The sequence below is a fragment of the Burkholderia sp. BCC1047 genome (assembly GCF_902833155.1).
GTDB lineage: Bacteria > Pseudomonadota > Gammaproteobacteria > Burkholderiales > Burkholderiaceae > Burkholderia > Burkholderia sola.
In genome coordinates this window covers 29788-49844 of record NZ_CADFEH010000026.1, presented here as the reverse complement: position 1 = coordinate 49844, position 20057 = coordinate 29788, and the positions used below count along the sequence as shown (strand labels likewise).

At 67.7% G+C, this 20057-nt stretch carries 24 protein-coding genes; 17 read left to right on the top strand and 7 right to left on the bottom strand.

What is annotated here, in order from left to right; translation table 11 throughout:
- Positions 1-5: 5 nt before the first annotated feature.
- The gene (locus HWX55_RS24535; RefSeq protein WP_175977624.1) at positions 6-980 is read right to left on the bottom strand and encodes a quinone oxidoreductase; all 975 of its coding nucleotides are present in this window, start codon (positions 978-980) and stop codon (positions 6-8) included.
- 525 nt (positions 981-1505) lie between these two features.
- Between HWX55_RS24535 and HWX55_RS24530 the strand changes: the two genes are divergently transcribed.
- A complete protein-coding gene (locus tag HWX55_RS24530) occupies positions 1506-1859 on the top strand; it encodes a Rap1a/Tai family immunity protein (RefSeq protein ID WP_175977623.1) in 354 nt (117 codons plus the stop codon).
- Positions 1860-2010: 151 nt separating this feature from the next.
- The gene (locus tag HWX55_RS24525) at positions 2011-2442 is read left to right on the top strand and encodes a hypothetical protein (protein ID WP_175977622.1); all 432 of its coding nucleotides are present in this window, start codon (positions 2011-2013) and stop codon (positions 2440-2442) included.
- A gap of 196 nt (positions 2443-2638) precedes the next feature.
- On the opposite strand, the gene HWX55_RS24520 is transcribed toward HWX55_RS24525, so the two are convergent.
- Entirely contained in the window at positions 2639-3031 is a 393-nt protein-coding gene (locus tag HWX55_RS24520) for a methylglyoxal synthase (protein ID WP_006478230.1), read from the bottom strand.
- Between the two features lie 53 nt (positions 3032-3084).
- The gene (locus tag HWX55_RS24515; protein ID WP_050016403.1) at positions 3085-3864 is read right to left on the bottom strand and encodes an SDR family oxidoreductase; all 780 of its coding nucleotides are present in this window, start codon (positions 3862-3864) and stop codon (positions 3085-3087) included.
- Positions 3865-4074: 210 nt separating this feature from the next.
- Between HWX55_RS24515 and upp the strand changes: the two genes are divergently transcribed.
- The 9 genes from upp (at position 4075) to rng (ending at position 11953) form a co-directional block, all read left to right on the top strand.
- Positions 4075-4725, top strand: a complete 651-nt coding sequence (upp, locus tag HWX55_RS24510) for a uracil phosphoribosyltransferase (RefSeq protein ID WP_006478229.1) — start codon at positions 4075-4077, stop codon at positions 4723-4725.
- A 228-nt stretch (positions 4726-4953) separates the two neighbouring features.
- Positions 4954-5682 (top strand): YebC/PmpR family DNA-binding transcriptional regulator, encoded by a 729-nt coding sequence (locus tag HWX55_RS24505; RefSeq protein ID WP_006478227.1) that lies wholly within the window; start codon positions 4954-4956, stop codon positions 5680-5682.
- A gap of 105 nt (positions 5683-5787) precedes the next feature.
- The gene (gene purD, locus HWX55_RS24500) at positions 5788-7068 is read left to right on the top strand and encodes a phosphoribosylamine--glycine ligase (RefSeq protein WP_175977621.1); all 1281 of its coding nucleotides are present in this window, start codon (positions 5788-5790) and stop codon (positions 7066-7068) included.
- 118 nt (positions 7069-7186) lie between these two features.
- Positions 7187-8110, top strand: coding sequence for an oxygen-dependent coproporphyrinogen oxidase (gene hemF, locus HWX55_RS24495; RefSeq protein WP_175977620.1), 924 nt, complete (start codon positions 7187-7189; stop codon positions 8108-8110).
- Positions 8111-8124: 14 nt separating this feature from the next.
- A complete protein-coding gene (locus HWX55_RS24490) occupies positions 8125-8850 on the top strand; it encodes a nicotinate-nucleotide adenylyltransferase (protein WP_347879639.1) in 726 nt (241 codons plus the stop codon).
- A gap of 4 nt (positions 8851-8854) precedes the next feature.
- Entirely contained in the window at positions 8855-9301 is a 447-nt protein-coding gene (gene rsfS, locus HWX55_RS24485) for a ribosome silencing factor (RefSeq protein ID WP_050016394.1), read from the top strand.
- A 19-nt stretch (positions 9302-9320) separates the two neighbouring features.
- A complete protein-coding gene (rlmH, locus tag HWX55_RS24480; RefSeq protein ID WP_006478222.1) occupies positions 9321-9791 on the top strand; it encodes a 23S rRNA (pseudouridine(1915)-N(3))-methyltransferase RlmH in 471 nt (156 codons plus the stop codon).
- Positions 9792-9842: 51 nt separating this feature from the next.
- Positions 9843-10475 (top strand): Maf family protein, encoded by a 633-nt coding sequence (locus HWX55_RS24475; RefSeq protein WP_175977618.1) that lies wholly within the window; start codon positions 9843-9845, stop codon positions 10473-10475.
- Positions 10476-10483: 8 nt separating this feature from the next.
- Positions 10484-11953, top strand: a complete 1470-nt coding sequence (rng, locus tag HWX55_RS24470; protein WP_050016390.1) for a ribonuclease G — start codon at positions 10484-10486, stop codon at positions 11951-11953.
- A gap of 78 nt (positions 11954-12031) precedes the next feature.
- Here the strand turns inward: rng and HWX55_RS24465 are convergent, their stop codons facing one another.
- Together HWX55_RS24465 and HWX55_RS24460 are read right to left on the bottom strand one after the other, a co-directional pair.
- Complete coding sequence (locus HWX55_RS24465; RefSeq protein WP_175977617.1) at positions 12032-12412, bottom strand: DUF1493 family protein; 381 nt, start codon at positions 12410-12412, stop codon at positions 12032-12034.
- A 1-nt stretch (position 12413) separates the two neighbouring features.
- Positions 12414-12845 carry an STM2901 family protein gene (locus tag HWX55_RS24460; RefSeq protein ID WP_175977653.1) on the bottom strand — a complete coding sequence of 144 codons (432 nt, stop codon included), beginning with the start codon at positions 12843-12845 and terminating at the stop codon, positions 12414-12416.
- 270 nt (positions 12846-13115) lie between these two features.
- Here HWX55_RS24460 and HWX55_RS24455 point away from each other — a divergent pair, with 270 nt between their 5' ends.
- The 5 genes from HWX55_RS24455 (at position 13116) to HWX55_RS24435 (ending at position 16689) form a co-directional block, all read left to right on the top strand.
- Positions 13116-13451 carry a 50S ribosome-binding protein YggL gene (locus HWX55_RS24455; protein ID WP_069618124.1) on the top strand — a complete coding sequence of 112 codons (336 nt, stop codon included), beginning with the start codon at positions 13116-13118 and terminating at the stop codon, positions 13449-13451.
- Positions 13452-13540: 89 nt separating this feature from the next.
- Positions 13541-13762 (top strand): hypothetical protein, encoded by a 222-nt coding sequence (locus HWX55_RS24450; RefSeq protein WP_175977616.1) that lies wholly within the window; start codon positions 13541-13543, stop codon positions 13760-13762.
- Between the two features lie 91 nt (positions 13763-13853).
- Positions 13854-14825 carry a PRC-barrel domain-containing protein gene (locus HWX55_RS24445; protein WP_089488694.1) on the top strand — a complete coding sequence of 324 codons (972 nt, stop codon included), beginning with the start codon at positions 13854-13856 and terminating at the stop codon, positions 14823-14825.
- The gene (locus tag HWX55_RS24440) at positions 14822-16081 is read left to right on the top strand and encodes an MFS transporter (protein ID WP_050016379.1); all 1260 of its coding nucleotides are present in this window, start codon (positions 14822-14824) and stop codon (positions 16079-16081) included. The genes HWX55_RS24445 and HWX55_RS24440 overlap by 4 nt, the downstream gene beginning before the upstream one ends.
- A gap of 41 nt (positions 16082-16122) precedes the next feature.
- Complete coding sequence (locus tag HWX55_RS24435; protein WP_050016377.1) at positions 16123-16689, top strand: FUSC family protein; 567 nt, start codon at positions 16123-16125, stop codon at positions 16687-16689.
- A 95-nt stretch (positions 16690-16784) separates the two neighbouring features.
- Here the strand turns inward: HWX55_RS24435 and HWX55_RS24430 are convergent, their stop codons facing one another.
- The gene (locus HWX55_RS24430) at positions 16785-17174 is read right to left on the bottom strand and encodes an RcnB family protein (protein ID WP_175977615.1); all 390 of its coding nucleotides are present in this window, start codon (positions 17172-17174) and stop codon (positions 16785-16787) included.
- Between the two features lie 95 nt (positions 17175-17269).
- Complete coding sequence (msbA, locus tag HWX55_RS24425) at positions 17270-19021, bottom strand: lipid A export permease/ATP-binding protein MsbA (RefSeq protein WP_244140639.1); 1752 nt, start codon at positions 19019-19021, stop codon at positions 17270-17272.
- A 224-nt stretch (positions 19022-19245) separates the two neighbouring features.
- Between msbA and HWX55_RS24420 the strand changes: the two genes are divergently transcribed.
- Entirely contained in the window at positions 19246-19998 is a 753-nt protein-coding gene (locus HWX55_RS24420) for a glycosyltransferase family 2 protein (protein ID WP_175977613.1), read from the top strand.
- The last annotated feature ends 59 nt before the right edge of the window (positions 19999-20057 follow it).

Here is a 20057-nt window from a genome sequence, read left to right as displayed (position 1 = left end):
ACGGGTCAGGGAACGAGAATCGTCGAGCCGGTGGTCTTGCGTGCTTCGAGATCGGCATGCGCGCGGCCGACTTCGGCGAGCGGATAGCGCTGGTTGATGCTCGTCTTCACCTTGCCCGACAGAATCACGTCGAACAATTCGGCGGCCGCGGCGTCGAGATCGGCGCGCTTCGCGATATACGAGAACAGCGTCGGGCGCGTGAAGAACAGCGAGCCGCGCGACGAGAATTCCTTCGAGTCGATCGGCGGCAGCGGGCCCGACGCGTTGCCGAAGCTGACGAAGTAGCCGAGCGGCGCGAGGCTGTCGAGCGAGCCGACGTAGGTATCCTTGCCGATCGAATCGTAGACGACCGGCACGCCCGCGCCGTTCGTGATGGCCTTCACGCGCTGCGTGAAGTTCTCGCGCGTGTAGACGATCGGGTGATCGCAGCCGTGCGCCTTCGCGAGTTCGGCCTTCTCGTCGGAGCCAACCGTGCCGATCACGGTCGCGCCGAGCGCCTTCGCCCACTGGCACACGAGCAGCCCGACGCCGCCGGCCGCCGCGTGGATCAGGATCGTGTCGCCGGCCTTCACCGGGTACGTGCGGCGCAGCAGGTAGTGCGCGGTCAGGCCCTGCAGCATCACCGACGCGGCGGCGTCGTAGCTGATCCCGTCCGGCAGCTTGACGACGCGCTCGGCCGGCATCACGCGTTCCTGCGCATAGGCGCCGGGCGGCTGACCGACATACGCGACGCGGTCGCCGGCCTTGAACGCGGTCACGCCGTCGCCGACGGCCGTCACCTCGCCCGCCGCCTCCATCCCGAGGCCGCCGGGCAGCGACTGCGGATACAGGCCCGTGCGGAAATACACGTCGATGTAGTTGAGCCCGACCGCGTGTTGCCGGATGCGGACTTCGCCCGCCTTCGGCGCGCCGACGTCGACATCGACCCACTTCATCACGTCCGGGCCGCCCGGCTGGTCGTATCGGATTGCTTTCGGCATCGTTTTGCTCCTCTTCTGTCTGGAATCTGGAAATCCGGTTCGGCGAATGCATCGACATTGCCGCTGCGGCGATGCGTGTGAACACGGGTCGTAGCGGAGGATTCTCGCGCGTCGTGCGCGGTCACGCAGCGCGTCGTTGCAATCCCTTCACATTGGTAGGGTTTTCGCGGGAAAGGGATGGCATGGGCGTGCAAGCCGCGGGACGGCACGGTATCGGGCGAATCGCTCCGCGCGTGGTCATGTCGATCGCGCAATCAACGACGTTCGTCACACTTCTTCACGTTCCAATCCTGGCCCTCCGGTTGTGCGGCGCTCCGTTCCGTCCGCGACGACCGGACGGGGCCGACCCGCGAGCTTTCGCGTTGCGCCCGTTGCGCAAGGAATCTCCCATGCCACGTCGGCACACTCGGCGCCGTCGAGGACCATCGACGCCGATCGGCCCGGCAACTCCGGCTCTCGCCGTACTCATTGACGAGACGACGACCGTGCTATTTTGCCCGTTGCCCAATTCGCCAAGCACACGCAATGAGCCGCCCTCTTATCCGGAACATGTTTGTTGTCGCGTCGTTGTCGGCAAATATCGGCAGTGCAATCGCAGATCCGGTACCGCGCGTCGACGGCGCCCGTTTGCTCGACGGCGTGAGCCGTTCCGACAGCAGTCCGTACGCCGACGCCGAGCGCCACGCGATGGCCGGGTATCTCGCCGGAGTAGCCGATGCGACCGAGGGCAAGGACTGGTGCGACACCGGGCGCGTCAAACCGGGAGAAATCGATTCGGAAGTGCTCGCCGCGCTTCGCGAACTGCCTACGGACGCACTGAAGGCAAGTGCGGCAGGCGTGGTCACCCATGTCTTGAGACAAAACCACCCCTGCGGTTAACAGTACCCCTGAAACGCCGACATAGCCTCTCGCTTAAGCTAGCAGGTAGGCTGGCGAACTGATCGTAACGTCTCGAAGATGGCGTTTGGCGCTGAAGAGGCAATTTGCATCACTGTCCGCACTTTCATTCATGATCGATGCTGCTTGACACATGCTGATCATTGACACAGATGGCTTTCGACTTCAAATGGAGCCCGTTGCCGCGCGACGCGAGGAACCGGGAGGCCCGTATCTTGAATGGATCGATGTACGAATCCAATTGACGGTACCGGGCATTCAGGCGGACGGGCAATGGAGTGTGATGCCCAACGAGTTGCGACAATTTCGGCAACAGATTCAATCCATGCAAACGCAGCTTCAATCCGGACAACGTGCGGATTTAACCAGCGTCGAGCCGGAGTTTGAACTGACATTACGAATGCTCGACCGAGGGGCAATCGTAGGAGACTGGCGCTTTCAGCCAACCCTTCCCGATGGAGCATGCGTCACGGGGCATTGCGGGCTGGATCAGTCCTTCTTGCCCGAACTGCTACAAGGAATCGAATCCCTTCTATCGTTCAACGGAACGAGCCATTCACCGTAATCGAGGCCCTCGCGCGCGGAGGCACGTGCGTTGGTCGACGCCGTAGTCAGCCAGCCGACGGCTTCGCCGAACGCGCAAGCGCGCTCGCCAGCGAAGCATTCGGCACGATCCGTCCGACACTCCGCGGTCGATCGCATACGACAACTTCTTGAACGAAGCCCCCGACCGCTAAAGCGCGGCGCTCTTCAACAACTGCCTAGCAAACGTCCTGCATGTTCCGCGCCAGATCGTCGAGCAGCATCCGCGCGGTCGCGACGTTGGTCGCGACCGGCACGTCGTGCACGTCGCACGCGCGCACCAGCGCGGTAATGTCGGGGTCGTGCGGCTGCGCGGTCATCGGGTCGCGCAGGAACACGACGATGTCGACGCGGCCGTCGGCCAGTTCCGCGCCGATCTGCAGGTCGCCGCCGAGCGGCCCCGACAGCTTGCGCTCGACCTCGAGCCCGTGCGCGGCGGCGATCCGGCCGCCCGTCGTGCCCGTCGCCACCAGCCGGCATTGCGCGAGCGTCTCGCGATACTGGCCCGCGAGCGCGACGATCTCGTCCTTCTTCGCGTCGTGCGCAATCAATGCGATGCGGGGTTTGCTCATCTCCGTCTCCTTTGTCGTTCGGTTTGTTGTCGTCGTGAATCGAAAAGCGCGGGTCAGAACGTACCCGGATACGCGCCGCCGTCGAGCAGCCAGTTCTGCCCGGTGATGTAGCCGGCATGCACGCTGCACAGGAACGCGCAGGCCGCGCCGAATTCGGCGCGCGTGCCGAGTCGCCCGGCCGGGATGTCCTTCGTGCGCCGCGCGCGCATCTCGTCGACCGACACGCCCTGCGCCTTCGCCGACGCGGCGAGCGTCGTCGCGATCCGGTCGGTGTCGAACAGCCCCGGCAGCAGGTTGTTGATCGTCACGCCCTGCCCCGCGACCTTGCGCGACAGCCCCGCGACGAAGCCGGTCAGCCCCGAGCGCGCGCCGTTCGACAGCGCGAGCACGTCGATCGGCGCCTTCACGGCCGAACTCGTGATGTTGACGATCCGGCCGAAGCCGCGGCCGATCATCCCGTCGACGGTCGCGCGGATCAGCTCGATCGGCGTCAGCATGTTCGCCTCGAGCGCGCGGATCCAGTCGTCGTGGGAGAAGTCGCGGAAGTCGCCGGGCGGCGGGCCGCCGGCATTCGTCACGAGAATGTCCGGCTGCGGGCACGCGGCGAGCGCGGCCGCGCGGCCGTCCGGCGTCGTGATGTCGCACGCGACCGCCGTGACCGACACGTTCGCGCCGGCGCGGATCTCTTCCGCGGTTTCCTCCAGCGTGTCGCGCGTGCGCGCGACGATCACGAGGTTCACGCCCTCGGCGGCCAGCGCTTCCGCGCAGCCGCGCCCGAGACCCTTGCTGGCTGCGCACACGAGCGCGGTCTTTCCTTCAATGCCGAGATCCATCGTCGCTTCCCTGGTGGCGCGCGTGCCGGCGCGGCCCCGCGCGGCCGCCGGCGGGCGGGCGAACGGGCGTGCGCGGCACGCGGATTGTCGTGAGACGTCGATAATATCCGGATCGCGCGGCGCGCCTTGGTAAAATTGCGGCCATGAGCGACGGCCGGCCTCGCGCCCGCCGCCGCCCCCGATCCCCTTTTGCCGCCAAGGCACCCCGTCATGAAACAGGACAGTCGTTTCCCGAACCTCTTCATCACCGATCACCCGCTGATCCAGCACAAGCTCACGCACATGCGCGACAAGGACACGTCCACGCGCACGTTCCGCGAACTGCTGCGCGAGATCACGCTGCTGATGGGCTATGAGATCACCCGCAACCTGCCGATCACGACCAAGCGGGTCGAAACCCCGCTGGTCGCGGTCGACGCGCCGGTGATCGCCGGCAAGAAGCTCGCGATCGTGCCCGTGCTGCGCGCGGGCATCGGGATGTCGGACGGCCTGCTCGACCTGGTGCCGTCCGCGCGCGTCGGTCACATCGGCGTGTACCGCGCCGAAGACCACCGCCCGGTCGAATACCTGGTGCGCCTGCCGGACCTGGAAGACCGCATCTTCATCCTGTGCGACCCGATGGTCGCGACCGGCTATTCGGCCGTGCATGCGGTCGACGTGCTCAAGCGCCGCAACGTGCCGGCCGCGAACATCATGTTCGTCGCGCTGGTCGCCGCGCCCGAGGGCGTGCAGGTGTTCCAGGACGCGCACCCGGACGTGAAGCTGTTCGTCGCGTCGCTCGACTCGCACCTGAACGAGCACGCGTACATCGTGCCGGGCCTGGGCGACGCCGGCGACCGCCTGTTCGGCACCAAGAACTGACGGAACCGAGCGGCCGGCGCCGCCGTGCCGCGCGGCCCGGCGCGCCGCGACGGCCGCCCTGGCCGTTCGGCCATGCGCGGCGGCCCCGAACCGGCGGTCGCCGCGTGATAAAATCACGATCCACTCGACACGCGCGGCCCCGCGGCTTCATGCCCGCCGACACGGCCGCCGATTCAACGACACATTGCAACAATCGCCCGCGCTGCGCGCCCGGGCACGGAGAAAGGTATGGCTGGTCATTCGAAATGGGCCAACATCAAGCATAAGAAGGCTGCGGCCGACGCGAAGCGCGGCAAGATCTGGACCCGCCTGATCAAGGAAATCCAGGTGGCGGCGCGCCTCGGCGGCGGCGACGTCAACTCGAACCCGCGCCTGCGTCTCGCGGTCGACAAGGCAGCCGACGCGAACATGCCGAAGGACAACGTCAAGCGCGCGATCGATCGCGGCGTCGGCGGCGCGGACGGCGCGAACTACGAAGAGATCCGTTACGAAGGCTACGGCATCAGCGGCGCGGCGATCATCGTCGACACGCTGACCGACAACCGCACCCGCACGGTCGCGGAAGTGCGCCACGCGTTCTCGAAGTTCGGCGGCAACATGGGCACCGACGGCTCGGTCGCGTTCATGTTCGATCACGTCGGCCAGTTCCTGTTCGCGCCCGGCACGTCGGAAGACGCGCTGATGGAAGCCGCGCTCGAAGCCGGCGCGAACGACGTGAACACGAACGACGACGGCTCGATCGAAGTGCTGTGCGACTGGCAGGCATTCTCGGCGGTGAAGGACGCGCTCGAAGCCGCGGGCTTCAAGGCCGAACTCGCCGAAGTGACGATGAAGCCGCAGAACGAAGTCGAATTCACCGGCGACGACGCGGCGAAGATGCAGAAGCTGCTGGACGCGCTCGAGAACCTCGACGACGTGCAGGACGTGTATACGAACGCCGTCATCGTCGAGGAATGAGATGCCGGCCGCCGTGCGCAGCGTTGCGGCGGCGGCCCGACCGATTTCGCGGCCGGCGCGCCTGAGCGTGCCGGCCGCCCTGTTTTCTAGTCTGCGGGGAATCCCATGAAACTACTCGTCGTCGGTTCCGGCGGCCGCGAACATGCGCTGGCGTGGAAGCTCGCGCAGTCGCCGCGCGTCCAGATGGTCTACGTCGCGCCGGGCAATGGCGGCACGGCGCAGGACGAGCGTCTGAAGAACGTCGACATCACGGCGCTCGACGAACTCGCCGATTTCGCGGAACGCGAAGGCGTCGCGTTCACGCTCGTCGGGCCGGAAGCACCGCTCGCGGCCGGCATCGTCAACCTGTTCCGCGCCCGCGGCCTGAAGGTGTTCGGCCCGACCCGCGAAGCCGCGCAGCTCGAAAGCTCGAAGGATTTCGCGAAGGCGTTCATGAAGCGCCACAACATTCCGACGGCCGACTACGAAACCTTCGCCGACGCGGCCGCCGCCCACGCGTACATCGACGCGAAGGGTGCGCCGATCGTCGTGAAGGCCGACGGCCTCGCGGCCGGCAAGGGCGTCGTCGTCGCGACGACGCTCGAAGAGGCCCATGCGGCCGTCGACATGATGCTGTCGGGCAACAAGCTCGGCGATGCCGGCGCGCGCGTCGTGATCGAGGAATTCCTCGATGGCGAGGAAGCGAGCTTCATCGTGATGGTCGACGGCAAGCACGCGCTGGCGCTGGCGTCCAGCCAGGACCACAAGCGCCTGCTCGACGAAGATCGCGGCCCGAACACCGGCGGCATGGGCGCGTATTCGCCCGCGCCGATCGTCACGCCGCAGATGCACGCCCGCGTGATGCGCGAGATCATCATGCCGACCGTGCGCGGGATGGAGAAGGACGGCATCCGCTTCACGGGCTTCCTGTATGCGGGCCTGATGATCGACAAGGACGGCAATCCGCGCACGCTCGAGTTCAACTGCCGGATGGGCGACCCGGAAACGCAGCCGATCATGGCGCGCCTGAAGAGCGATTTCTCGAAGGTCGTCGAGCAGGCGATCGCGGGCACGCTCGACACGGTCGAGCTCGACTGGGATCGCCGCACCGCGCTCGGCGTCGTGCTGGCCGCGCACGGTTACCCGGACGCGCCGCGCAAGGGCGACCGCATCAACGGGATCCCGGCCGAAACCGAACAGGCCGTGACGTTCCATGCGGGCACGACGCTCAACGACGGCGACAAGCTCGTGACGTCCGGCGGCCGCGTGCTGTGCGTGGTCGGCCTCGCCGATTCGGTGCGCGAAGCGCAGCAGCATGCGTACGACACGATCAACCAGATCAATTTCGAAGGCATGCAGTACCGCCGCGACATCGGCTTTCGCGCGCTCAACCGCAAGAGCGCGTGACGTCGCCATCGCCGCCCCGCGCCCGCGCGGCGGCGACCCGTCTGCCGGGGTTCGATAGAATGCCCGGCAGATGCTTTTTTTACGGCCCCCGCTCCGGGTGGGGGCAGCCAGTCCAGACATGACCGATTCGACCTACGACGTGGCGCGTGTGCGCACGTACCTCCAGGGCCTGCAGACACGTATCGCCGACGCGCTCGGCGCGCTCGACGGCACGCCGCTCGCGACCGACACGTGGCAGCGCGGGCCGGCCGAACGCCTGCGCGGCGGCGGCTGCACGCGGATTCTCGAAGGCGGCCGCGTGTTCGAACGCGCGGGAATCGGCTTTTCCGACGTCGCGGGCGACGCGCTGCCGCCGTCGGCGAGCGCGGCGCGTCCGCAGCTCGCGGGCCGCGGCTTCGAGGCGCTCGGCGTGTCGCTCGTGCTGCACCCGCGCAATCCGTACTGCCCGACCGTGCACATGAACGTGCGGATGCTGATCGCGACGAAACCGGGCGAAGACCCCGTGTTCTGGTTCGGCGGCGGCATGGATCTGACACCGGTTTACGGCTTCGAGGACGACGCGCGGCATTTCCACCAGACCTGCAAGGATGCGCTCGACCCGTTCGGCGCCGAGCTCTACCCGCGCTTCAAGCAATGGTGCGACGAATATTTCTTCCTGAAGCACCGCAACGAAACGCGCGGCATCGGCGGGATCTTCTTCGACGATTTCTCGGAGCCCGGTTTCGAACGCTCGTTTGACATGATGCAAAGCGTCGGCGATGCGTTCCTGAACGCGTACCTGCCGATCGTCGAGCGCCGCGCCGAATTGCCGTACGGCGAGCGCGAACGCGACTTCCAGGCCTACCGCCGCGGCCGCTACGTCGAATTCAACCTCGTGTTCGACCGCGGCACGCTGTTCGGCCTGCAAAGCGGCGGCCGGACCGAGTCGATCCTGATGTCGATGCCGCCGGTCGCGAACTGGCGCTACAACTGGCAACCCGAGCCGGGTTCGCCGGAAGCGCGCCTTTACAGCGACTTCCTCGTGCCGCGCGACTGGGTCTGAGCCCGCGCGTGCCGCTGCCCCAACGAAAGGACGCGTTTCTGGACACCACCGCCCGCCCCGCCCCGCTGCCGCGTCGTATCGGCTTGCTGGGCGGCACCTTCGACCCGATCCACGACGGTCATCTCGCGCTCGCGCGCCGGTTCGCCGCGCTGCTCGACCTGACCGAACTCGTGCTGCTGCCCGCCGGACAGCCGTACCAGAAGCGCGACGTGTCGGCCGCCGAGCACCGGCTCGCGATGACGCGCGCGGCCGCGGATTCGCTCGTGCTACCGGGCGTGACCGTGACCGTCGCCACCGACGAGATCGAGCACACCGGCCCGACCTACACGGTCGAGACGCTCGCGCGCTGGCGCGAGCGGATCGGCCCCGATGCGTCGCTGTCGCTGCTGATCGGCGCCGACCAGCTCGTGCGCCTCGATACGTGGCGCGACTGGCGCACGCTGTTCGACTACGCGCACATCGGCGTGTCGACGCGTCCGGGCTTCGAGCTCGGCGCGGCGCCGCCGGACGTTGCGCGGGAAATCGCCGCGCGGCAGGCCGGCGCCGACGTGCTGAAGGCCACGCCGGCAGGCCGTCTGCTGATCGATACGACCCTTTCGTTCGACATCGCCGCGACCGACATCCGCGCGCACCTGCGCGAATGCATCGCACGCCATGCGCAAATGCCCGACGCGTCGGCCGAACATGTGCCGGCCGCCGTATGGGCCTATATTCTTCAACATCGCCTCTACCATTCCTGAATCCATGGATATTCGCAAACTGCAGCGCGTGATCGTCGACGCCCTCGAAGACGTCAAGGCGCAAGACATCAAGGTGTTCAACACCAGCCATCTGACCGAACTGTTCGACCGCGTGGTCGTCGCGTCGGGCACCTCCAACCGCCAGACCAAGGCGCTCGCGTCGAACGTGCGCGACAAGGTCAAGGAAGCCGGCGGCGACGTCGTCAGCTCCGAAGGCGAGGACACCGGCGAATGGGTGCTGGTCGACTGCGGCGACGCGGTCGTGCACATCCTGCAACCGGCGCTGCGCCAGTACTACAACCTCGAGGAAATCTGGGGCGACAAGCCCGTGCGGATGAAGCTCGGCGGCGGCAAGGGCAACGGCTTCGCGACGGCCAGCGAAGACGAGGACGACGAGGAAGAAGCCGCGCCCGCACGCCCGGCGCGCAAGACGGCGGCCCGCCGCCGCTGAGTCGCAGCGAGTCGTCCCGATGAAGCTTTTCATCCTCGCGGTCGGCCACAAGATGCCGGGCTGGATCGCATCCGGCTTCGACGAATACACGAAGCGGATGCCGCCCGAACTGCGCATCGAGCTGCGCGAAATCAAGCCTGAACTGCGTTCGGGCGGCCGCAGCGCCGAAAGCGTGATGGCCGCCGAGCGGCAGAAGATCGAGGCCGCGCTGCCGAAGGGCGCACGCCTCGTCGCGCTCGACGAGCGCGGCCGCGACTGGACCACGATGCAGCTCGCGCAGGCGCTGCCCGGCTGGCAGCAGGACGGCCGCGACGTCGCGTTCGTGATCGGCGGCGCCGACGGGCTCGATCCGGACCTGAAAGCGCGCGCCGACGTGCTGCTGCGCATCTCGAGCATGACGCTGCCGCACGGCATGGTGCGCGTGCTGCTCGCCGAACAGCTTTACCGGGCGTGGAGCATCACGCAGAATCACCCCTACCACCGCGCATGACGTGTCGTCCTCGAGACGCGCGCCGCGCGCGCCTAACGAGATAACGACACCATGCCGTCCAGCACGTCCCCCGCGCTTTTCCCGATCCTTTACCTCGCTTCGCAAAGCCCGCGCCGCCAGGAGCTGCTGCTGCAGATCGGCGTACGCTTCGAGCTGCTGCTGCCGCGCCCCGACGAGGACGCCGAGGCGCTCGAGGCCGAGCTGCCCGGCGAAGCCGCCGACGCATACGTGCGGCGCGTGACCGTCGCGAAGGCCGAGGCCGCGCGTGCGCGCCTCGTCGCGAGCGGCAAGCCGCCCGCGCCGGTGCTCGTTGCGGACACCACGGTGACCATCGACGGCGCGATCCTCGGCAAGCCGGCCGACGCCGACGATGCGCTCGCGATGCTCACCCGCCTCGCGGGCCGCGAACACGAAGTCCTGACCGCCGTCGCCGTGATCGGCGCCGATGGCGAACTGCTGCCGCCCGCGCTGTCGCGCTCGTCGGTACGCTTTTCAAACGCATCGCGCGACGCGTTCGCGCGCTACGTCGACACCGGCGAGCCGTTCGGCAAGGCCGGCGCGTACGCGATCCAGGGCCGCGCGGCCGAATTCATCGAGCGAATCGACGGATCCCATTCAGGTATCATGGGTCTGCCCCTTTTTGAGACTGCCGCGCTGCTGCGTACCGCACGCGTCGCCTTCTGAACCGCACCATGAACGAAGAAATCCTGATCAACCTCACGCCGCAGGAAACGCGCGTCGCACTCGTCCAGCAAGGTGCGGTGCAGGAGCTTCACGTCGAGCGGACGCTGTCGCGCGGACGGGTCGGCAACATCTATCTCGGCAAGGTCGTGCGCGTGCTGCCCGGCATGCAGTCGGCGTTCATCGACATCGGCCTCGAGCGCGCGGCGTTCCTGCACGTCGCCGACATCTGGCATCCGCGCCTCGCGGGCGAGCCGCAGTCGGGCGCGCCGCACCAGCCGATCGAGAAGATCGTGTTCGAAGGCCAGACGCTGATGGTGCAGGTGATCAAGGATCCGATCGGCACGAAAGGCGCGCGGCTGTCGACGCAGGTCAGCATCGCGGGCCGCACGCTCGTCTACCTGCCGCAGGAGCCGCATATCGGCATCTCGCAGAAGATCGAGAGCGAGGCCGAGCGCGAGGCCGTGCGCGCGCGCCTGACCGCCGTGATCCCGCCGGACGAGAAAGGCGGCTACATCGTGCGCACGATCGCCGAGGATGCGACCTCCGACGAACTGGCCGGCGACGTCGCGTACCTGCGCAAGACCTGGGCGACGATCGTCGCGCAGGCGCAGCGACTGCCGGCGACAAGCCTGCTGTACCAGGATCTCGATCTCGCGCAGCGCGTGCTGCGCGATTTCGCGAACGACGACACGACGCGCATCCAGGTCGATTCGCGCGAGACCTACCAGCGCCTGTCGGAATTCGCGGGCGAGTTCACGCCGGCGGTGAGTCCGAAGCTGCATCACTACACGGGCGAGCGGCCGCTGTTCGACCTGTACAACATCGAGACGGAGATCCAGCGCGCGCTGTCGCGCCGCGTCGACCTGAAGTCGGGCGGTTACCTGATGATCGACCAGACCGAGGCGATGACGACGATCGACGTGAACACGGGCGGCTATGTCGGCGCGCGCAACTTCGACGACACGATCTTCAAGACCAACCTCGAGGCCGCGCACACGATCGCGCGGCAGCTGCGGCTGCGCAACCTCGGCGGGATCATCATCATCGACTTCATCGACATGGAGAATGCCGAGCATCGCGACGCGGTGCTGTCCGAGCTGAAGAAGGCGCTGTCGCGCGACCGCACGCGCGTGACGGTCAACAGCTTCTCGCAGCTCGGACTCGTCGAGATGACGCGCAAGCGCACGCGCGAATCGCTCGCGCACGTGCTGTGCGAACCGTGTCCGACCTGCCAGGGCAAGGGCCAGGTGAAGACGTCGCGCACCGTATGCTACGACATCCTGCGCGAGATCCTGCGCGAGTCGCGCCAGTTCAATCCGCGCGAGTTTCGCGTGATCGCCGCGCAGCAGGTGATCGACCTGTTCCTCGACGAAGAATCGCAGCATCTGGCGATGCTGATCGACTTCATCGGCAAACCGGTGTCGCTGCAGGTCGAGTCGAACCTGAGCCAGGAGCAGTACGACATCGTGCTGATGTGACGATGCGTTCTTGGCGGTTGCGCGATTCCTGCCCGGTACGGCACGGCTTTCGCGCAACCCGCATGCATCGCCGAACGGCTATTCGTCGCGAGTTGCTTCCCGTGCGAAGCGCTCGATCGCTTCGGTATCCCATCGGCCGACACGCATCGCTTCTTCCAGCATGCCGAGTGTCAGGGGCACAAGTTCCGGGTCACGATATTTCGACGAAAACAGCCCAAGGAACGTTCTGACCATATCGAGCGTTTCCGGGCCGATGTATCGCTGATACGGAAAATGCTCTACATCGATCCCGAAGGTCTCGCCCCACTTGTCGATAAATTCGATCGCGTCGATTCCCGTGATGCGGAGGTCCTCTTCCATCCGGCTTGAACGTGACAGCTTCAGCGGACCGCCAAAAAGCGGACGCCCTAACTCCTCCCGAGCAAATGCCTCGAGCCGATCCCATGCCGTGTCAGTCATATCAGAGCACCCTGTCTTCCGGTTTTGCAATGCTGTTGTAGACCTGCACCGTATTCCACATGACGACCGCCGCATCCGTGGCGAGCATGATAGTGCCGACAACGGGCACTGCACGCCCGACGAATGCACCGAGGTTACGAGTCGTGGCGATCCGCATACCACCGGCACCAGCTTTCGTGATGGTCGGCATCCGAATTCTGACGTTGAACGGCAGCGCTTTGCGCGCCGCAAGCGACGCAACGGAGGTGCCGGCCACTGCGCCGCGCGGCTTGCCGGGAACCGGTACATCGTTCTGCCCCAATAGAATGGCAGCCGCAGCACCAAGGTCGTGAAAGCCAAACCGTTTGCAAACCTGATTCACGGCAACCCAGAAAAACAAATCCCCCGGCGTGAGATCCTCACGCCCCTCGTACGAATAGCGATTGTTCGACATACGGCCCTCGTTGTCGTTCGAATAGCCGCAGACGTTAGCAAAGCCGAACACGCTCGCCATCCCTGTATCATTCGGTCAGGCGTGTAATAGGCCGCTTGCCCAGGCCGCACGGCGAAGAGCGCATCGCGCAATGGTTTAACAACCGTTTCGGGAACGGTCCCGCGATACGCCCGCTTTCGCCTCCAGCCTCGCCCATGCCGCACGTCGACAGGGTGCCCGCGCCATCCGCCGCGCTATCCTTTCTCACCTCTCATTCATTCAGCACACACCATGAGCCAAGGCCACAACCGCCGCCAGCGCAAGAAACTCCACATCGGCGAATTCCAGGAACTCTCGTTCAACGCCACCGCGCATTACCGCAACGACATGACCGACCTCGAGCGCGGCCAGTTGATCGACGCATTCATCGACTTCGTCGAAGCGAACGGGCTGCTGACCGTCGCGTCCGCGGACGAAGGCATCGGCGCGTACGTGATCTCCGGCGCGCCGCGCGGCACGACGACCGACGCCGATCGCGAGCTCGTGCGCGGATGGCTGGCCGCCCGTCCGGAACTGAAGGACGTCCAGGTCAGCGAATTCGCCGACGCGTGGTATCCGGACGCCTGATTTCCCGGGTTCACGCTGCTTCGGACAGCGCCCGCGGCCCGGCCGTCATGACGGCCGGGCCAGGCCGGCGCCGCTGCTTCCGAGTGATCATGATGGCTGCGGGCGTTGCGGCGCCGATGTCGCTGCCCGCGTACGGCGGCTCGGGCTCGGGCTCGCCGAGCCAGGGCAGCGACGGTAGCAGCGCCGGCGCCCGCATCGTCATCGATCAGGCGCCGCAGCCGGCCCGCCGACCGGCCTCCGATCCCTTCCTTTTCCCGACGGTCCGCCTGCAACCCGCCATCGAAATCGGTCCTGAAAGCAAGACACGTTAAACTCTCACCCTCGCGTGGTGCGCCGCCCGCACCCGCCATCCATCGCCAGCCGCGTGCCCTCGGGCCGCCCCGACCCATGGAGTGAGTGTCAATGAGCGGCGGACTCCCGTTTCCCGCATCCCGCAAGTCGTTGCCGTCCTCGACGGTATTCCTGATCGTCGCCGTCGCCGCGCTGCTGTCCGGCTGCGGGCTGCTGCCGGTCCAGAACCCGCCCGCGCCGATCAGCGAGGCGCTCGTCGAGCCTGTCGAGGAAACCGCCGGCGAGCCGCTGACGATGCCGCCCGTGCCCGCGCCGACGCAACCGGAGGAACCGGAAGCGCCGAAGAAGCCGCACCGCGAAGTGGCACGGCCGAAGCCCGTGCAGCGCCCCGAATCGCCGACCCCGCCTCCGCCTCCGCCCCCGCCGCTCGTCGCGACGCGCGCGCTCGACCGCACCCAGATCCATGCGCTGCTCGACAGCGAAGTCGCGCGCCGCAACGGCAAGGTGGTCGGCCGCGCGGTCGACATGGTAGTCGACGCGGGTGGCAAGCCGCGCGAGATGATCGTCAACCTGCAGGGCTTCATGGGCATCGGCGACCGCAAGGTCATCTTCCCGTGGAACGTGTTCCGCTTCACGCCGGGCGGCAAACAGGAGCCGATCGTGCTCGACGTGCCGTCGGGCGACCTGCCGCCGGCCGCGCGGCCGAAGGCCGTGCCGCTGTCGGGCTCGGCCGCGGCGTCGCCGGCGACGCGGCTGCCGATGCTCGACAGCGATGTCGAACGCCCGAACGGCACGAAGATCGGCCGGATCGTCGACGTGCTGATCGACCGCGGCGCGCAGCCGCAGGCCGTCGTGCTCGACCTCGGCGGGCTCGTCAATACCGACCGCCGTTCGATCGCCGCGAGCTGGGGCGCGCTGCGCTTCGTCACGCGCGACAAGGCGCTGCACCCGCAGCTCGACCTGAACGACGCGCAGATCAAGGCAGCGCCGCCGTACGCGGCCGACAAGCCGATCGTCGCGGTTTTCCCGCCCGTTGCCCCGGCGGCAGCGGTGCCGGCTTCGTCTGCGAGTGCCACCCGATGACGATCAAGCATTCCGTCAGCGTTCGCAGTCTCCGGGCCCTCGACTGGCTCAACTTTTTCGTTGCAAACGTTCAAACCGGGTTCGGTCCGTTCATCGCGTCCTACCTCGCGTCGCACAAGTGGACGCAGGGCGAGATCGGCATGGTGCTGTCGATCGGCACGATCAGCGCGATGGTCAGCCAGGTGCCGGGCGGCGCGGCCGTCGATGCGCTGAAGAACAAGAAAGGCGCGGCCGCGTGGGCGATCGCGGCCATCATCCTGTCCGCGGTGCTGCTCGCGTCGAGCCCGACGATCGTGCCGGTAATCGCCGCCGAGGTATTCCACGGTTTTGCGAGCTGCATGCTGGTGCCGGCGATGGCCGCGATCTCGTTCTCGCTCGTCGGCCGCGCCGACCTCGGCGACCGGCTCGGCCGCAACGCGCGCTGGGCGTCGATCGGCAGCGCGGTCGCGGCGGGCCTGATGGGGCTCACCGGCGAATACTTCTCCGCGCGCGCGGTGTTCTGGCTGACCGCCGTGCTGGCGCTGCCCGCACTGTTCGCGCTCGCGATGATCCAACCGACGCATCAGGTGATTCCGCAGTCGTCGAAGCCTGACGACGTCGACGAAGCCGGCGAGCGCGAAACGCTGCTCGAACTGCTGCGCGACCGCCGGATGCTGATCTTCGCGGCCTGCGTCGTGCTGTTCCACCTGTCGAACGCCGCGATGCTGAACCTCGCGGCCGGCGAAGTCACGGCCGGGATGGGCGAGAACGTGCAGCTCGTGATCGCCGCGTGCATCATCGTGCCGCAGGCGATCGTCGCGATGCTGTCGCCGTGGGTCGGCCGTTCCGCGCAGCGCTGGGGGCGCCGGCCGATCCTGCTGCTCGGCTTCTCCGCGCTGCCGGTGCGCGCGTTGCTGTTCGCCGGCGTCAGCAGCCCGTACCTGCTCGTGCCGGTGCAGATGCTCGACGGCATCAGCGCGGCCGTGTTCGGCGTGATGCTGCCGCTGATCGCGGCCGACGTCGCGGGCGGCAAGGGCCGCTACAACCTGTGTATCGGGCTGTTCGGGCTCGCGGCCGGGATCGGCGCGACGCTCAGCACGGCCGTGGCCGGCTACGTCGCCGATCACTTCGGCAACGCGGTCAGTTTCTTCGGGCTCGCCGCGGCAGGCGCGCTCGCGGTGCTGCTGGTCTGGCTCGTGATGCCCGAAACGCGCGTCGACAACGGCGACGCGACGGCCGACGAACCGGCGCCCGCCTCGCCCGAACAGGCGCATTGACGGCGGCGCGCCGCCGCTACCCGCTTCTTGGCCCACGCACGATGGATACGATCAGGACACTCAACGAAGCCCGCCAGCAGATCCAGCAGTCGATCTTCGATCTGTTCAAGGGGCTGTCATTCAGCGAGCGGCTCGCGCAAGGCGGGCTGATGGCGGTGCAGGCCGTGTGCGGCGCGTGCCTCGCGTATGCGATCGGCCGCGCGGTGCATAGCGAGCAGGCGGTGTGGGCGGCGATCACCGCGATCGCCGTCACGCAGCACAACTACTCGGACACGATGTCGCTGTCGCGCGACCAGTTCATCGGCGCGATGGTCGGCGGCGTCCTGGGCTTCGCCGGTGCGGCGTTGGGCGGCGATCGCCTCGTCGCGTATGCGATCACCGTCGCGGTCGTGATCGTCTGCTGCTGGTGCCTGAACATCGGCAGCGCGGCACGGCTCGGCGGCGTGACCGCGACGATCGTGCTGCTGTTCCCGGGCAACGGCCCGCTATGGGACGTTCCGCTGATCCGGTTCGGCGAAGTGACGCTCGGCACCGTGTGCGCGCTGGGCGTGTGCTGGGCGATGTCGAGAATCGAGCGGCGCTGGTTCCGCCGCGCGGCGGCAAAGTGACGCGGCGCCGGGCAACGCGCCCGGCAGCCGGATGAACGATCGGAACGCTGCGTAACGGTTACGGACCAGGTTACAGACCGGGGTTACCGGCCGGATTACGGACCGACCCGCAGCACGATGCCCGAGCCGATCTGCACGAGCAGGTAGTCGCCGCCGACGCCGACCCAGTGATAGCCGCGCGGCGGCGCGCTCAGGTGGTAGCCGCGCCAGTCGTCGACCACGTACTGGCGATCGCGGAACTCGTCCGGCAGCCGGTCGCCCTTGTGCCAGTCGCGGCGCGGCCCGTCGGCCCAGCGCGGCGGCACGTCGTCGCGATGCATCGCATGGCCGGGCGGCACGTGTTTCGGGCCATGGCCGTGCTGCATCCCGTGGCCGCCGCGCTCATCGCGATTGCCGTGGTTGCCGTGATCCTGCGCCATCGCCGCGGTGGCGGCGCAGCCGGCCGCGATCAGGGCGGCCAGCATCATGCCGTGCATCCTCTTCATTGTCCTTCCCTCCGTGGTGTCACGTCGAACGAGAAACGACCGGGACTGCCCGATGAAGACTAGCACACGGCATCGCGTGGCCGCGTGACCGCGCTTCACGCCGCCTGCTGCTGGTACTGGATCCGGTGCAGGTGCGCGTAGAGGCCGCCGTGGCGCAGCAGTTCGTCGTGGCTCCCCTCCTCGACGATCTTGCCGGACTCGAGCACGAGGATGCGGTCCGCGCGCTCGATCGTCGACAGCCGGTGCGCGATCACCAGCGTCGTCCGGCCTTCCATCAGCCGCTCGAGCGCGGCCTGCACGTGGCGCTCCGACTCCGAATCGAGCGCCGACGTCGCTTCGTCGAGGATCAGGATCGGCGCGTCCTTGTAGATCGCGCGCGCAATCGCGAGCCGCTGGCGCTGGCCGCCGGACAACCGCATCCCATTGCCGCCGACCAGCGTATCGAGCCCGTCGGGCATCGCGGCGACCGCATCGGCGAGGTTCGCGGCCTCGAGCGCGGCCTGCACGCGCGCGCGGTCGGGCGTCTGCCCGTAGGCGACGTTCGCGGCGATCGTGTCGTTGAACAGCACGACGTCCTGGCTCACCATCGCCATCTGGCTGCGCAGCGCGTGGAGGTCGTAGTCGGCAACCGGCACGCCGTCGACCAGGATCGTGCCGTCCGTCGGGTCGAAGAAGCGCGGCAGCAGGTTCACGAGCGTCGTCTTGCCGCTCCCGGACGGGCCGGCCAGCGCGATCATTTCACCCGGCGCGACCTTGAACGAGATGCGGTCGAGCGTCGGCCGTTCGGCCGCGCCGTAATCGAACGACACCGCGCGGAACTCGATCTCGCCGCGCGCGTGCGACAGCGGCCGCCCGCCGCCCTGCGGCTCGGCCGGCTCGTCGATCAGCCCGAAGATCAGCTCGGCGGCCGTCATCCCGCGCTGCAGCGGCTGGTTGACGTCGATCAGGTGCTTGAGCGGCGAGATCACCAGCAGCATCGACGTGACGAACGCGACGAAGCCGCCGACCGTCGTCTGGTCGTTCGACGACTGCACGACCGCGATCGTGATCACGACCGCGAGCGCGATCGACGCGAGGAACTGCGTGAGCGGCTGCGCGAGGCCGCCCGAGATCGTCATGCGCATCGCATAGCCGCGCAGGCGCTTGCTCATCGTCGTGAAGCGGTCCATCTCGTACGCTTCGCCGTTGTGCACCTTGACGACCTTGTAGCCGCCGACCGTCTCCTCGACGATGTACGACAGCTCGTTGGTCAGCGTCTGGTGCTCGCGGTTCAGGCGGCGCAGCCGGCGGTTGATCTTGCTGACGAGCCAGCCGATGCCCGGCAGGATCACCGCGACGATCAGCGTGAGCCGCCAGTTCAGGTAGAACAGGTAGCCGAGCAGGAAGATCACCGTCAGCGAGTCGCGCACGAGCGTGACCATCACGCCCGTCAGCACCGACAGGATCTGGTTGACCTCGAACACGATCGCGTTGATCACCGTGCTCGCGGTTTCGCGCTGGAAGAACGACGCGCCCGTGTGGAGCATCCGCTGGAACATCTCGAGCCGCAGCTGCAGCAGGATGCGGTTCGATACGTAGTTGAGCAGGTAATTCGACGTGTACTGCGAGACGCCGCGCACCAGCGCGAGGCCGATCACCGCGATCGGCACGTACCATTTCGCGCTGTCGCTGCCGTGCGAGCCGAAGCCGTGGTCGAGCAGCGGCTTGAGCAGCGCCGGAATGCCGGCTTCGGTGGCCGCGACGACGCCCATCGTCATCACGGCGAGCACCACGATGCCGACGAGCGGCCGGATGTACGGCCACAGGCGCTTGAGGACCGTGAGCGGCGAGGTGCCGGTGCCGTCCATCGGTTTGCGAAGAGTGTTCTGGGTTTCCAAGGCAATCCTTCTTGAGCCGCGATGCGGCGCCCGGCGCGTGGCCGCCCGGGTGTGCGCCCCGTCGGGCGGGTGCCGGAAAGGGCTCAACATTATAGCTGCACCGCCCCCGCGGGCACGCCCATCGCCGATGCGGGCCGCGGCCGGGCCGAAGGTATACTCCCGCTCACCGTTTTCTCCGCCTTTCCGACGATTTCATGGCTGAACCCTCCCTCGGCGTCGCCCTCATCGCCCTCAACGCATCCGCGCGGCTCGCGCAGTGTCTCGATGCGCTGTCGTTCGCCGACGACGTCGTCGTGATCGACGGCGGCAGCACCGACGATACCGTCGCGATCGCGCAGGCGCACGGCGCGCGCGTGATCGTCGAGCGCGACTGGCCGGGCTTCGGCCCGCAGAAGAACCGCGCGCTCGACGCGCTCGGCACCGACTGGATCCTGTCGCTCGATACCGACGAAGTCGTCACGCCGGAACTCGCGCGGTCGATCCGCGACGCGATCCGCGCGCCGGGCGCGCAGGTCTATGCGCTCGACCGACTGTCGAGCTTCTGCGGCCAATGGATTCATCACAGCGGCTGGTATCCGGACTGGGTGCCGCGGCTGTTCCGGCGCGGCGCCGCGCGGTTCTCGGACGACCTCGTGCACGAGCGCCTCGTGTTCGATACCGCCGCGCAGCGCCTGACCGGCAAGCTGATGCACTACTCGTACGAGGATTTCGAAACGGTCGTGCGCAAGCTCGACGCGTATTCGACGGCCGGCGCGCGCCAGCGCCGCGCGGCCGGCCAGCGTGGCGGCTTCGGCAAGGCGCTCGGCCGCGGCGCGTGGGCGTTCGTGCGCACCTACGTGCTGCGGCGCGGGTTCCTCGACGGCCGCGCGGGCTTCATGATCGCGGTGTTCAACGCGGAAACCGTGTACTACCGCTTCCTGAAGCTCGGTCACGAACCGGCTCGCTAGGCGAGCGCCGGCGCGCGGCCGGCCCGGCGTTACAATGCCGGGTTGCGCGCACCGTGCGT